We start from the raw sequence: 15,344 nt of genomic DNA, 5'->3' as shown, positions 1-15,344 counted from the left end.
AATCCATGCGAATGATTATGGCATGGACATGTACTTTATTGTCATGTCTATTATTTAGTATAACACTACAAGCACAACAACAAAAAAAAGACAGCAGTTCAATTACCGATGAAACAGTAAAACTGAATGAGGTAACGGTATATGCTAACAAGTTTGCAGAGAGATCCGGACGTGTTGCGCAAACTGTAAAAAGCATCAGGGATAAGAATACGTTGAATATGCAGCCCAATACAGGAGATATCCTGATCAATACCGGAACCTTATTTGTTCAAAAAAGTCAACAAGGTGGTAGCAGTCCGGTGATACGTGGTTTTGAGGCAAGCCGTGTATTACTGACGGTTGACGGAATCAGAATGAACAACGCGATATACAGGGCCGGCCATTTACAAAACATCATTACCATCGACAATATGATCCTTGACAGAATGGAAGTATTGTATGGCCCTTCCTCTACCTTGTATGGAAGTGATGCATTAGGCGGTGTGGTGAGCATGTACACTCGTAATCCGAAATTATCCGGAAGTAAAAAAACAGAGATCTCCGGAAGCAGCACTTTACGGTATGGGAGTGCTATTGATGAACAGAGGGGCAATATCATTCTCAATATCGGAGGAACAAAGTGGGCATCATTGACATCTGTTACCTACGGATCTTTTGGAGATATGAAACAAGGAAAGAACAGAAATAGTAAATACCCTGCATTTGGGTTGAAACCTTTTATTGTTCAACGAGTAGGAAATACAGATGTTGCTATTCCTAACCCTAACCCCAATCAGCAAACGCCTTCCGGATATGATCAAATAGATGTGTTACAAAAGTTCTTATACAAACAATCAGAGAAAATAGAGCACATTTTTAATTTTCAGTTCTCGAACACTGGAGACGTGCCACGTTATGATCGATTGAGTGAAGGAACACTTGCAGCCCCTGTATTTGCAGAGTGGTATTATGGTCCACAATTACGTAACCTGGCTTCTTATCATTTGAATATATCAAAGCAGGATGGTTTTTTCCAAGATTTGAAACTCACCACTAGCTTTCAGGACATAGAAGAAAGCCGCATCACACGCCGCTTCAACAACAATAACAAGGATTATCGTTGGGAAAGAATCAATGTATTCGGATTGAACTTTGATGCCAAGCATTATAGTGGTAAACATGAACTTCATGTAGGCGCTGAAAGTTATACGAACTTTGTTCGCTCAACTGCTGAGAGACGAAACATTGTTTCCGGCGCATTGAGCAGGATCACGACCAGGTATGCAGATGGCCCTACAAAAATGGCATCCAATGCACTATATGCACAACATACTTATAAGATCAATGATGAATGGACTTTGAATGATGGTATCAGACTGAATCTGGTAAAACTGGATGCGCGATTTGCTGACACTACACTTATGCATTTCCCTTTCAATAAGGCACAACAAAATAATGTAGCCGTTACCGGAAATATTGGTTTGGTCTATGCCACCAAAGATAATTTCAGGCTGGCTATGATCTTAAGCAGTGGTTTCCGCGCTCCTAACGTAGATGATCTTTCAAAAGTCTTTGATACAAGAACCGGAATCGTAGTAGTGCCCAATACCAGTATCAAACCTGAATACACTTATAATGGAGAGATCAGTGTTGCCAAACAAACAAGGGCTTTTTCAGTAGGGGCTTCTTTCTTCTATACCATTTTTAGAAATGCACTTGTATTAGATAAATACAAGTTCAATGGACAAGACAGTATATTATACAGTGGTGTAAGAAGTGCTGTTTTTGCAAATCAGAACAAAGCCAGTGCTTATGTTACCGGATTTAGTTTGAATGGATCTCTTACCATTGCCAAAGGAACTGCGATCGACGGTGTTGTTACGTATACTTATGGGCGCTATACCGATCAAAACAAAGTAAAGATCCCATTGGATCATATTCCTCCTGTGTATGGAAGGATCGGCATTAAAACCCAACAGCATCAATGGAATGCTGAGTTCTATTCTTTATTCAATGGCTGGAAAAGATTGAAAAATTATAATCCCAATGGAGAAGACAACTTGCAATATGCAACCGCTGATGGCATGCCCTCTTGGCTAACATTGAATTTTAGAGCGGGTTTCCATTTCAGCAAAAACATTCAATCAGTACTGTTACTGGAAAATCTAACCGATAAGAATTACCGCTATTTTGCCAGTGGTATTTCTGCTCCGGGAAGAAATATATCCCTCTCCCTGAAAGTAGAATTTTGATCCTTATCACTAGCTGATTGTATTCTTTTAAAGCCCGCTGATCTTTCATCAGCGGGCTTTTAGTTACTTTGCAGTATGCAGATCCGAAAAGCTTCTTACCTGATATCTAGTCCGACCTTCGATAAATGCCCCAAACCGGATAAACCTGAATATGCGTTTATCGGAAGAAGTAATGTAGGCAAATCATCGCTGATCAATATGATCACCGGACAAAGAAGTCTGGCCAAAACCTCTGCCACGCCCGGAAAAACCCAGCTCATCAATCATTTTGTCATTGAAAGCAGTGCAGCCGAAAAAGGGCCTCGTGAACAATGGTATCTGGTAGATCTTCCCGGTTACGGTTATGCCAAAAGATCTCAGAGTGACAGAAGAAGATGGGAACAGATGATCGAAGGGTATTTCAGAAAGCGAAGTAATCTCACACAGATATTTGTATTGATCGACAGTCGTCATGGCCCACAGAAAAATGATTTGGAATTCATCAGTCAGTTAGACAAATGGGGTGTTACATTTTCCTTGGTATTCACTAAAACAGACAAAGAAAAACCGGCTGTTGTAGAAAGAAATATCAAAGCATTTTTTGATACCCTTAGAGAGAGCTGGCAATTTCTGCCAAGACATTTTGTAACAAGTGCAGAAAAGAAAATAGGCAGAGAGGAAATGCTGGAATTCATTGAGCATTGCAATCAGGAATTTCAGTCTTCTTAAAACAACTCGATGATTGAAGTCTTGATAAGAATGAGCGATAAAAAGATAACACTCGTAAAAACAAGTGAGTCAAGGATCAAAGATTAGAGAGACGAGTACTCACACGGAACAAATGCATCATTCCGTTTAGCTATTTCTTCAACCAACTCAGTTCACGACCTTATCTGCACAGCAACTGCTGGCAAAGGCTTCGGGCTTAGCTTTGAAGGCAAATCCCATACCCAGGATATAACCCATGGCTTCACGCAAAGCATCATTACTTTTGAATTGCGGATTGGTGTTGATATCGGCGTGTACTTCCATATCAACATGATGCTCGATAAAGAGATCACAGAGTTCATAAGCGATCTCAATACTCTTAGCTACTTCAACCAGCATTCTTTCTTTGATGTGGTATTTCTGTTTGGTCTTCTCATTATGAATGTACATGAACCCACCATTGTGCTCGCGTAGAAAAACGATGACCGTTGCAAATTCGGTATCATCGCCCTTTACCTGGCTGTCGGTTCCGATACATACTTTGAGTTTGGTTCCATTGGCAGATTCGCGTTGTATAGCTTCTGCTACGGCTTCTTTGATGGGAAGGTGAATAGGTTCACCATTGAATTTTCTCCAACGCATATGTGGAAGGTTTTTGTAAGTTACCGATTAATCTGCTTTCCTTTAGCGAGTTAAGAATTTCTTATTATTCACAAGTGTGGATTAGTCCATGGTTGATAGACCATAGTCAATGGTAATAACAATTCATTGATTTTATTCCTCCTACTATGAACTATTGACCTTGGACTATCGACTATGGACCATGGTCCATGGACTCCTCTCCCGCAACTTTGTCACATTTTCAACTTTTGTACGGAAATTGAAGGTTAATTGCACTCAAATCTTATACATGAAAATTCTCCTGCATTACCTGAAACCTTATAAATGGCTGGTAGTACTGGCTTTGGTGCTGGCGGGTGTCAATCAGACCTTCTCGCTTTTTGACCCGATGATCTTCGGAAAACTCATCGACCAGTTCGCCAATAGCCCTAAAATAAACCCGGATGGCAGTTTTCGTACAGAAAGTCAGTTTATCAATGGCATCATGTTCATGTTGTTATTATTGGTTGGAACTGCCATGATAAGTCGAATCGCCAAAGCCTTTCAGGATTATACGGTGAATGTCATCATCCAAAAATTCGGAGCTAAGATCTTTACGGACGGATTAAAACATTCCATGCGTTTGCCTTATCAGGAATTTGAAGACCAACGTAGTGGTGAAACATTGTCCATCCTCACCAAAGTTCGTTCTGATACAGAAAAATTCATCGGTTATGTTATCAATGTGCTGTTTGGGATCATTGTGAGTGTAGTCTTTGTTTCCATTTATGCTACAAGACTTCACTGGTCTATCGTTCCTATTTATCTGGGTGGTGCATTGATGATCGCATTTGTGACAAACCTGCTCAGTAAGAAGATCAAAGTGATCCAGAAAAATATTGTGAAGGAGACCACCTCATTGGCAGGTTCTACTACTGAGAGTCTTAGGAATATTGAATTGGTAAAAAGTCTGGGGCTTACCGATCAGGAGGTAAAGCGACTCAATACCAATACCTATAAAATTCTTGGTCTCGAATTGAAGAAGGTAAAAAGCATCCGTTCATTGAGTTTCATCCAGGGAACAATGGTGAACTTTCTAAGACAGGTCATCACTTTTACTTTAATGTGGTTGATCTATCGTGATGTTTTGACGGTGGGTCAACTGATCTCTCTGCAGTTCTATAGCTTCTTTATTTTCGGACCTTTACAGGAGATCGGTAGTATCATCATGAGTTATCGTGAGGCGGAAGCGTCTTTACAAAACTTTCATAACCTGATGGGCAAAAAAGTAGAACCAAGACCTGATCATCCAAAACAAGTGGGCACGATCGAAGAACTCTCATTTGATCAGGTAGTATTCAAACATCAGACTGCACAGTACAAGGCCTTGGATGGCATCTCATTTGATGTTAAAAAAGGAGAAACGATCGCATTTGTGGGTCCATCCGGTTCCGGAAAAAGTACACTGGTAAAATTATTGGTGGGATTGTATCGCCCGCAGGAAGGGCATATCTATTACAATCAAGTGAATGGTGGCGATATGAATTTCGACGAATTGAGAAATCAGATCGGCTTTGTAACACAAGACACCCAACTATTTGCCGGTACGATCAGAGAAAATCTAAGCTTCGTATATCCGGAAGCTACAGAAGCAGAATTACTGGAAGCCTTATCAAAAGCCAGCTGTAACAATTTGTTATCAAGAGCTGAGAAAGGGTTAGATACAATGATCGGAGAAGGAGGATTGAAGTTGAGTGGTGGAGAAAAACAACGTTTATCCATTGCCAGAGCACTGCTCAGACATCCGCGTCTATTGATTTTTGATGAAGCTACATCTGCACTGGATAGTATCACTGAAGAAGAGATCACTAATACCATTCGAAATATATCCAGCGAAAAAGAACAGATCACTGTTATGATCGCACACCGATTAAGCACCATCATGCATGCAGACCGTATTTATGTATTGGAAAAAGGTCAGGTTGTTGAAACGGGCAATCACAGCTCGCTCATCAATGAGAAAGGTTTGTATTATGCGATGTGGAGACAACAAATCGGTGAGAGAAAAAATTTATCAGTTACTGTTTAAACAGGAAAGAAGAAATAGGAAATACTAAATGAGAAAAAGTAGATTTTTTTATTTCCTATTTCTTGTTTCTCATTGCTTCAGTCTCTTCCAAATTTCTTTTTAAAATACTCGATCACGGAAGGATCTTCCAGTCCTTCTATATCACTTAATTCCAACTCCAGGGCTTTGGTGCTCAGTTGTATTTCAATCAGGGAAAGAAATAAGGATGCTGCAAAGCAAATCAGGCTTACCGCAAATACGATGTTTGCAGCGATCATGAATTGTGTATAGATCAGGTACATACAAATAATACATCCTAAAAAGGTAACCACCCCCAATGCCTGCATATTCTTGATCAGCTTCAAACGATAACGGAGATTCTTGATCTGTCCATGAATGATGTGTTTTTGTTCATGGCTTTGGTACTTATCATGAAGGTTACGAATTCGATTGGATAAAGAAAGGAATCGATTGGTATATGCCAACATGATCAGACTGATAGCAGGGAATAATAGTGCAGGTGTGTTTAAATTGATCTCCATACTTAAAATTAAGAAAGAAGATCTATTCCAATAAAAAAGTATCCCGATATATATCGGGATACTTAATGCTCAAACTAAAACAAAACCCTGAGAAAAATTATTGAATGCGTGCTGCAAAACTTACTTCTACATCTGTTTCACCAAGGGTTACAGGATCATTTGCTCCTTTGGTACCAGGCTTGTGCTTAAGGGTAACTTTCACAGTACCAGGACCGCTTACAGCACCACAATTCCATCTGCTGGTAACACCTAATGGGCGACCATTCGGATCGGTATTCAATCCATTCACTGTAATATTCACACCAGTAGGCTCGAAATAAAACTGATGATCGTTGGCTTCTGCAATTACTTCTGTAGTGATATCTTCTGCCGGTGATTTACTTTCATTCAACACCTGAACAGTACAGTTGTATTGTTTATTAGGAGATAAAATGATCTGTTCATTCTGTGTTGGAGGATTTCCACCCGGACCATCAGCATCTTTGAAAGTAACTGTTGAGGTGGCTGTTCCACCCACTTCTGTAAACGTTAACTTCAATGTGGTAATCAATTCTTCTTCATTCTCCGGTTCTTTATCATCTTTTTTACAACCGGTTGCCACAAAGGTCACCATCATTAACGCTGCCATCAAATAAGAAAGTTGCTTTTTCATACACACTTGATTTTTAGAAATTATGATTTGGTTTTTGGTTCTATGGGAATTTTTATTTTCAGTCCAATATTTCTACCCATTTCATCGGAGAAATATCGGAAAGCATTCATGTATTCTCTGTATACAACATTCAATGCATTACTTATGGTAAGTGTAATTTGAATTTTCTGTTGTTTCGTTTGTAAAACGGTTCCGGCCTCAACTCCAATTAATGTATAGGCAGGTGGTGGCATCAGATAATCTGATTGCATAGACGTAGTTCCGTCAGGATTTACTACCGGAATATTCCCTGTGGCAGGCACACGCGTTTGTCTGCTCACATATTGAACAGATGGTTTGATATAGGTTTCTTTCCAATTCTTGAAATCACCCAAACTATATTGTAGTCCTGCCTCAAATCTGTCTGCCGGCATTTGTATCATCCACTCTTTTGTACTTCTGTTTTTAGCTCTTACAATAGAAGATTTGGCATCCAGTTGAAAATGAGAACTGATGGTATAAGCTGCACTCAAATCAAAACCATGCATATTCACAGGTGCTTGTCCAAAGCGGAATGTAGGGAAAGCACCTCTGATCGTGAGCTCGGGAGGAAATACCGGAAAGAGATAAATAAATCCATCTATTCTTTTCATATATACACCCGCATCAATATGCCATCTACCTTTATTCAATACCGTATTGAACAATACACTATTCGATCTTTCTGGTTGTAAATTCGCATCTCCTTTCTCTATTCTTGCTGAACCATGATGTAATCCATCACTGTACAATTCATTTACCTGTGGTGCTCTCCACGCTGTAGATGCATTGATGGTGAATTGAAGTCCATCAGCTACTTCGTAAGAGATCCCGGTATTACCGGAGAAATTATTGAATGTACGATCCCTAAATTGTACGCCACCATTCGAATTTGTATTCACGATGCTTCGATGATCGAAACGAAGTCCGCCCTCGATCAACCATTTTTTATAATTCCATTTCTCCACGATGAAAGCACCCAGATTGAATGCTTCATAATTGGGTATGAATAGGCGGTATTCATAACTGTTCCGCTGATAGCTGCCGGTAATACCTGCAGTACCTCTGAAATGACCGGTATTAAAATGATCCCAGATCAGATCGGTACCTAATGTTGTCATTTTCAGATCGAGTTGCGGAACATTGGCGCTGCTTTGAAAACGTCTCACATCATATTCTCTGCGCCAATTGTGTTGTAACGATAAGATCATATTCAGCTTACCGATATCGCCCGTATTGCGAAAGGCTTTTACTTTCACCAACTGATGCTGTACTTGCTGATAAGGTCTGTTGATCTTATAAGTGAACCCGATATTTCGAATATAATCCGGTGGTTCTTTGCTACTAATTGCTTGTAACAGATCTGTTACATTACCAATATGTGAACCTGAGAAAATGGCCAGTCTTGTATTAAAAATGCTATAGAAAAATTCCAATCCTTTTGTGGCCGAACGCCAACCCATTGCAGCAGAACCATTGAATTCTTCATTACCTGAATTGGCCAGCCAGTAATTCGGCGTTCTTGCATTACCACCTCGCTTGGCTGTTCCTTGTAAGCGCCAGGAAAATGCTTCATTCTTTTTTGAATTGCCTTCAATGATCCCTGATATTGTACCCTGACGATTATTTGAAAAAGCTGCTATGTTCAATTCACCACTAATACCGGGAACCGATCTTAAGAGTTTGGGTTCTACCAATACCACTCCCCCGATAGCATCTCCACCATAACGGATGGTGCTGGCTCCTTTTATGACAGATAATCGATTGGCAACATAAGGATCGATTTCAGGAGCATGCTCACTCCCCCACTGCTGCCCTTCTTGTCTGATACCATTGTTAAGTATCAAAACACGATTACTATGCAATCCATGGATCACAGGTTTATAAATATTGGAACCTGTTTGCAATACACTAACTCCGGTAATTTTTTGTAAAGACTCCCCCAGTGAAAGTCCGCGCAGTGCTTCTAAATCCTTGCCTTTGATATCTTGAGAAATTGCCGCACCTTTTGTACTGATGGTTCCTCGAACGGTTACATCAGCGAGTTCATTACTGGTATGTGGAAGAAAAAAATTGTGTTTGATATCATCTTTGAAATGTAGATGTTCAGATACGGGTGTACAGCTAACATGAGAAATGTTCACATCATAATTACCCGCACAGATACCCGCTATTTTGAAATTACCTTCTGCATCAGTGGTCTTGCTGATCTTCAATGCAGGTATTTGTACCAAAGCACCACTCAGGGGTAAACGAGTATCTGCATCAATGACTTTTCCGGAAAAAACAAGCGTGCATTGCCCCAGAACCTGGGCAGCACTTCCCCCGATCAGTAATAGGAGACAGAATAGCTGATATCTTAATTTTTGAAACAACGTTGTAAAAATAATAGGATTTTTTCATTTTTACATCATTGTTGCAAAAAATTCACCGATTATCTCACTTTTAACATTGCGCGCACCTGTTGAACCACCATATTCTGGAATCGGATATAGTAAACACCGGGCTGCAAGCGAGCGCCATCAAATACCACATTGTAATTACCGGCTTCATATTCTCTATCGACCAGATTCTGCAACACCCTTCCCATCGTATCAATGATTTGAATCAGTGTATGTCCGCCAGCAGTTTTAAAACTGATATTGGTAGACTGCGTAAATGGATTGGGATAATTGGTAATAAAATTTTCTCCAGACAGGTTAACCGATTTATTGCAAGCCAATGAATTGACAATGGGTAGTACCTGAAAGTTTTTCAACATGATCTGTTCGAGGTCATCAGCATCAACACAAAGCCATTTATTCAAGATGGTAGCATACACACTTCTGAAATCATATTGAAAAGGAAGATTATCATTGAAAGATGCGGTCACAGGAATATTGGGTGTATCACCAATGACACCTGCATCCACATTTTTTCCAAATACAAACATGGGAGCTGCAGATCCATGATCAGTTCCTGTGCTTCCATTGCTTTTGATACGTCTTCCGAATTCGGAGAAAGTCATTCCCAGCACACGATCTTCTACTTTTTGTAATTTCAGATCATCCTGAAAAGCCTTGATAGAATCGCTTACATTTTTAAGCAGATTCGCATGTGTACCTGTTGTATGATCCGTTGAGTTTACTTGAGCAGAGTGTGTATCGAAACCACCATAACTCACCATGTAGATCCTTGTTTTCAATCCTCCTGCAATCAATCGAGCAACGATCTTTAATTGTGCGGCCAATGAATTGTTAGGATATTCAGACTGTTGGGTTACTTTGGCAGAAGCCGCTTTGATGACTTCCGCATATGCAGTGGTTTGTTGTGCTACTTTACGGATATAGGTCAATTCTTTACCTGCCGGTGTATTCGGAGCCGGGTCCTGAACACCTGCGATCAGGTTGTAAAAATTACTTGGGTTGGAAATACTCATACCCATACTTACAGCGGGGCCTTGTAAAGCCAATGATGTTGCTGAACCGATCTGTATCGCCAAGGGATCCGGCATACTGCTATTCGGATAACCATTGGGAAAATTCGGATATTCATAATTCAGGTAGCGACCTGTCCAACCGCTATTGACCACTTCTTTACTATCGCTGGCACTCATCCAAATATCAGTAGCTCTGAAGTGAGAGAAATTGGGTTGCGGATATCCCACTGAATGTATCACACTCATTTTACCATCATTGTATAAGGATTGCATACCTGTCATAGCAGGATGTAACCCTACTTTATCAGTACCGGATAAACCCAATACTTTTTGCTGCGGTATGTACATATTGGATCTGGCACGGATATAATTGGGGAAATATTCAATTGGTATGACCGTATTCAATCCATCATTTCCTCCATTGAGTTGAACGATCACGAGCACATGATCAGTATCAGTGGTAGCAGGAAATAGACCTTGCATGAGTAATGATTCTGCGCCGAAAGCCTTTACCGTCATACCATTGATCAGTGAGGGCAACATCACCCCTGCAGGCACTGTATTGCGTAAGAAATCCCTTCTTCTCATAGTATTGGATTTTAAGCGAGTTGATACTCGGCGAGGTTCATTAAATATTTGAGCAGATCGCGGATATAATTCCGAACGGTAGTGGTATTGGCCATATCACCGGGATTATTGACAAACTGATTCCATGCATTGGTCCAATAATAATCTTCTGATTGTCCGCCCAATAAAATATCCTTTTTGATCTGTGCCTTTGAAGCATCAGATATATCTAATCGATACATCAGCTTTGTAAGATCATTGATCAATTGATTGGGATCTCCAGGATTGGTTAATGTTTTAGCGAATTCAGCACCATCAATGATCATACGTTTACCGCCGAATGTAAATCCATTCATCACCATTGTATCTGTAAACTGGTTTCGCTTTGGAAGGGTGTCACTATTGATCCATATTTCATAGAACTGTGGTTCTTGATAATAGGCTTTCCATCCACTCACATCGGGAGGATCTCCGATATTTTGTTGCAGATTGGCACACTGATTTACCAGATAATTCCAATGACCATAATTGATAGTGTACTCAGGCGCAGGTTCAAATGATATTTCGAATTCACGGCATAATCCAACAGCCAGATCTACCGGACTCTTTATTTGACAACCTCTGGAAAGTATATCATAAAAATGTTCGCTCATGAGTAAAGTGCGAATTACCGGAGCTACTTCATAATTGGCATTTCGGAAAATGACTGCTAATGGTTTGATGATATTGTTCTCAACGGTTTCATCAATATCATAATATACAAACCAGCGATAAAAGCGGCGACACATGTATTCAGCCACTTCATTGGTGGCAAAGATCATGTTCAGCAATGCATCTAATTCTTCTTCACCGGCGGTTGGTCCGCTTTTACCTACGATAACGGTATTGTTATAAAAGGAAGAAAATTGTTTATTGGTTTTATCGTGTCGATTATTATCAAAAAAAGAGGAAATCGTATTGGCATTGTTACGCCATCCTGTAAGTACACGTGCAGATGCGTGAACATCTTCTTCGGTATATAAAGAGCCGGGACCTTTACCACAACAAAATAATTCCTGTAATTCACGACCATAATTCTCATCCGGGGCAACGGCTTGATTCAATTGACCATTCAAGTACACCAACATTGCCGGATCAATGGTCACTGCCTTCATCAAGGCTTTAAAATTTCCCAAGGCAAAACTCCTGAGCATGGAATGATGCTTGTATAAAAACTGAGCATTCACATCTGTGCTTTCTGTAGCGAGATGATTATGCCAGAAGAGGGTCATTTTTTCACGCAGGTTACGATCTTGATTGATCATTAAGCCCATCCACCATTTTTTGAAAGAGCTGCGTCGCAAACTATTGACAGTTCCATCATTACTAGGATCATTCACCCAGGTATCTCCTTGTAAAACATTGGTATCTGGATTGGTAGCATTAGCAGGTGTTGCATATTCTTTCACCGGAGGTGAAGGAGGGTCAACCGGCAAGGTTAAGAGTTGATCAACGGCCTGGGCACAAGTCAGTGTTTTGAAATACGCAATATCACTTCTTTTAGCCCCAAATAATGCACGCTTCAACAGGTGAATCACTTCACTCTCGGTCCAAGGACCGGTATAAGGTGCGAGTCCGGTAGTGGGTGTCGGAATATCATCTTTCGACTGTGATAATTTGCCGCCGGAGGGTTTAGTTAAGGTTGCTTCCATACTCAGGCTTTATATAGGATCTTGAAAATCAAATCTTTCTGTTAAAATATGCTTTTGTACGCTCTTTTTTACTTTTCAGAAAGTTTTAATAATCACTTAATAAAATACCAGATACAAATCCATTGCACAATGCAGCATCAGAAAGTAAAATATGTCTATATTTAGGGTAAATCTATTTTACCCCTCATGACCGAGCAGGCTATCATTGCAGGCTGTTTACAAAACGACGCTGCCGCACAGCGCGAATTGTACAATCGGTACAGTCCTAAAATGCTGAGTGTATGCTATCGATTTGCACCCAGCAGAGAAGATGCAGAGGATATGTTACAAGAGGGGTTCATTAAAGTATTTACCCAAATACATACGTTTCAGAACAAGGGCGCATTTGAAGGATGGATCAGGCGCATCATTGTACATACTTGTATCAACTTTCTGAAGAAGCACAAAAAGTTCAATGAAAGTTTGGATATCAGTTATGCGACATCGGTGCATATCAAAGAAGAAACCATTCCTTCGATCATGCAAGCCAGACAGATCATTGAATGTATCAGGTTACTGCCGGTAGGATATCGAACCGTTTTAAACCTGTATGCATTGGAGGGATATAGTCATAAAGAAATCGGCATGATGCTGGACATTGAGGAAAGTACGAGCAGAAGTCAGTACACCCGTGCCAAAGCCATGCTGGAAAATATATTGATCCGTAAAAAGATCATTGAAGCACCTAAACAGGATTATCAATGGCTTGCCGCCTTTAATAAATCCTAGTTGCGTTTGAATATGGAGAACCAGAAGTACCAGGACGAATTTGAGCAGTTTTTACACGATGAGGTAAAGCAGCACCGTATGTATCCATCCGATAGGGTATGGACCAATATACGTACTGAGTTACATGGACATCGCTCATGGCCTGCACTTACTTTCATCTCCTTATTTATCATTACTGCACTTACATTAAGTACGGTCTTAAGCACACAGCAAAACTTTCATCCTCAGCCTTTATCGATCCCCAATATTGCCAAGGTTGAGCAAGAGACCATTGCTGCGCATAAAGCATCTCGTGAAAAGAGCCACCATTATTTCAATACATTGGCTCCGGTTAATATCACCATGAATACCATCGCTGCGATAGATTATCCCGATACAGATATGTTTGCGGGTAATAATAGTCTTTCGCAAACGGATATTACAGTGCTGAAAGAAAATATTCAACAGCAGACCATCAACAGAACCAAAGCTGCAGGCATTTTATCACTCTTGCCGAATTCATCTCTTGAGCATCCTGTTACGAATGCATTACAAAATGATGAAAAGGTTTCTTCAGTAACAGCAGAGTCCACTTCAATGAATGAAGTAACACCCGCAAAAGATATCAGTTTATTCCACGAAAACGATCCCGCTGCTGATGATTATCTAAAAGATTTCCATCATACGAAGAACCAAAGAATACAGCGTCCATCGGTTTCAAAATTTGGATTTCAGTTTTATATCACACCATCTACTAGTTACAGACGTTTATCTGATGATAAAGTAAGGGAGATCATTCAACCTGCAGTTGCTGCACTACCTGTTAATGCTCCACTCAATCAGCCTTCCAATGTTAATGAAGTAGTACGCCATCGTCCGGCCGTAGGTTTGGAAGTAGGTTTTGCAGTTTTATACAATATTTCGAGCCGACTAAAACTCAAAACAGGATTACAGTTAAATATCAGACAGTATCATATTGAAACATTCCAATCGCGTACGTATGATCCTACAACCATTTCATTGATCAATTTCAATGGCGTAGAGAATATCACTCGTTTTTCTCCTTATAATAATAATGTTGGCTATAAGCAAACAGAATTGGAGAATAAAGTATATCAATTAGCCATTCCGATAGGTATTCAGTGGGATGTGATCAAAGGCAAACACGTAGGTGTTAATATGGAAGCTTCTGTTCAACCTACTTTCAACCTGAATAAAAGTGTTTATCTTCTTTCAACCGATTACAGACATTATGCCGAGGGAAATGATCTTGTTAGAAAATGGAATATCAATACCAGTGTAGGTCTCAACCTCAGCTACAAATCAGGAAAAACAAGCTGGCAGATCGGACCGCAGGTTCGTTACCAGCACTTGCCTACTTATTCCAATAAATACCCCATCAAGGAATACCTGATGGATTATGGCATGCGTATCGGCCTAACAAGGGCTCTACAATAACCAACTACTATCTGTTTATCGGCCATCCGTCTTAGGCGGGTGGCTTTTTTATGTATGGTTTGAATAATTTTACCCGATGAAACAATTAATGGCACTTTTGATCAGTTATGCATTATTGGCTTGCGGGGAAAATGTACATACGCAAAATCAATTACAACCCTCTCCGGATAGTACCAAATTCTATCCAACCGCTTCATTTTTTGAAAACCAGATGGCGATCATTCCAACGATGAAGAAAAACATCGTTGTGGTATATACTAAGGAAGGAAAAAAAGATTCTAGTTTACTAACAAAAACAGCATTCGAAGAATTGGTAAAAGAATTCATAGCGAAGGATATCACTGGTACTGACATAAAAAAACATTACCGTGAAACGGTTTTCCAGGATGCAGCAACCGGTAGTTATACCCTTAGCTATACCGCCGTAGATACTACCGTAACCATTAAAGGGATGGAAGTATTATTGGATGAACAAAGCAATCAGGTTCAGCGTGTATTTATTCGGAGCATCTATCGAAAAGGAAATACATCGATCATGGAACAACACAACTGGAATACGAACAAAGGCTTTCAGATCATTCGCTCATTCACGAATATTCAAGGACATACTACGAATGAACTTACAGAAGTCAGATGGGAAGAATGAACTCATTGACAGGGAATAG

12 protein-coding genes are annotated in these 15,344 nt (G+C 40.1%); 6 read left to right on the top strand and 6 right to left on the bottom strand.

The window, feature by feature from the left end:
- Positions 1-5 precede the first annotated feature (5 nt).
- Both ABXG83_RS12210 and yihA read left to right on the top strand, forming a co-directional pair.
- Entirely contained in the window at positions 6-2,231 is a 2,226-nt protein-coding gene (locus tag ABXG83_RS12210; RefSeq protein WP_353549147.1) for a TonB-dependent receptor, read from the top strand.
- A 75-nt stretch (positions 2,232-2,306) separates the two neighbouring features.
- Entirely contained in the window at positions 2,307-2,939 is a 633-nt protein-coding gene (yihA, locus tag ABXG83_RS12205; RefSeq protein WP_353549146.1) for a ribosome biogenesis GTP-binding protein YihA/YsxC, read from the top strand.
- Positions 2,940-3,086: 147 nt separating this feature from the next.
- On the opposite strand, the gene ABXG83_RS12200 is transcribed toward yihA, so the two are convergent.
- A complete protein-coding gene (locus tag ABXG83_RS12200; RefSeq protein ID WP_353549145.1) occupies positions 3,087-3,560 on the bottom strand; it encodes a ribonuclease H-like YkuK family protein in 474 nt (157 codons plus the stop codon).
- 268 nt (positions 3,561-3,828) lie between these two features.
- On the opposite strand from ABXG83_RS12200, the gene ABXG83_RS12195 reads away from it, so the two are divergent.
- Positions 3,829-5,607 (top strand): ABC transporter ATP-binding protein, encoded by a 1,779-nt coding sequence (locus ABXG83_RS12195; RefSeq protein WP_353549144.1) that lies wholly within the window; start codon positions 3,829-3,831, stop codon positions 5,605-5,607.
- Between the two features lie 77 nt (positions 5,608-5,684).
- Here the strand turns inward: ABXG83_RS12195 and ABXG83_RS12190 are convergent, their stop codons facing one another.
- From ABXG83_RS12190 to ABXG83_RS12170, 5 genes are all read right to left on the bottom strand, one after another.
- Entirely contained in the window at positions 5,685-6,128 is a 444-nt protein-coding gene (locus ABXG83_RS12190; protein ID WP_353549143.1) for a DUF2721 domain-containing protein, read from the bottom strand.
- A 97-nt stretch (positions 6,129-6,225) separates the two neighbouring features.
- Positions 6,226-6,780: a hypothetical protein gene (locus ABXG83_RS12185; RefSeq protein ID WP_353549142.1), complete on the bottom strand. Its 555-nt coding sequence runs from the start codon at positions 6,778-6,780 to the stop codon at positions 6,226-6,228.
- Between the two features lie 20 nt (positions 6,781-6,800).
- Positions 6,801-9,173 (bottom strand): TonB-dependent receptor, encoded by a 2,373-nt coding sequence (locus ABXG83_RS12180; RefSeq protein ID WP_353549141.1) that lies wholly within the window; start codon positions 9,171-9,173, stop codon positions 6,801-6,803.
- Positions 9,174-9,232: 59 nt separating this feature from the next.
- A complete protein-coding gene (locus tag ABXG83_RS12175; RefSeq protein ID WP_353549140.1) occupies positions 9,233-10,804 on the bottom strand; it encodes a DUF1501 domain-containing protein in 1,572 nt (523 codons plus the stop codon).
- An 11-nt stretch (positions 10,805-10,815) separates the two neighbouring features.
- Entirely contained in the window at positions 10,816-12,474 is a 1,659-nt protein-coding gene (locus ABXG83_RS12170; protein ID WP_353549139.1) for a DUF1800 domain-containing protein, read from the bottom strand.
- 186 nt (positions 12,475-12,660) lie between these two features.
- Here ABXG83_RS12170 and ABXG83_RS12165 point away from each other — a divergent pair, with 186 nt between their 5' ends.
- The 3 genes from ABXG83_RS12165 (at position 12,661) to ABXG83_RS12155 (ending at position 15,325) form a co-directional block, all read left to right on the top strand.
- Positions 12,661-13,242, top strand: a complete 582-nt coding sequence (locus ABXG83_RS12165; protein ID WP_353549138.1) for a sigma-70 family RNA polymerase sigma factor — start codon at positions 12,661-12,663, stop codon at positions 13,240-13,242.
- Between the two features lie 78 nt (positions 13,243-13,320).
- Positions 13,321-14,679: an outer membrane beta-barrel protein gene (locus ABXG83_RS12160; protein WP_353549137.1), complete on the top strand. Its 1,359-nt coding sequence runs from the start codon at positions 13,321-13,323 to the stop codon at positions 14,677-14,679.
- 76 nt (positions 14,680-14,755) lie between these two features.
- Positions 14,756-15,325 carry a hypothetical protein gene (locus ABXG83_RS12155; protein ID WP_353549136.1) on the top strand — a complete coding sequence of 190 codons (570 nt, stop codon included), beginning with the start codon at positions 14,756-14,758 and terminating at the stop codon, positions 15,323-15,325.
- The last annotated feature ends 19 nt before the right edge of the window (positions 15,326-15,344 follow it).

The sequence above is a fragment of the Sediminibacterium sp. KACHI17 genome (genome assembly GCF_040362915.1).
Lineage (GTDB): Bacteria > Bacteroidota > Bacteroidia > Chitinophagales > Chitinophagaceae > Sediminibacterium.
Note: the sequence above shows the minus strand (reverse complement) of the source record. Positions and strands in the feature narration are given on the sequence as shown.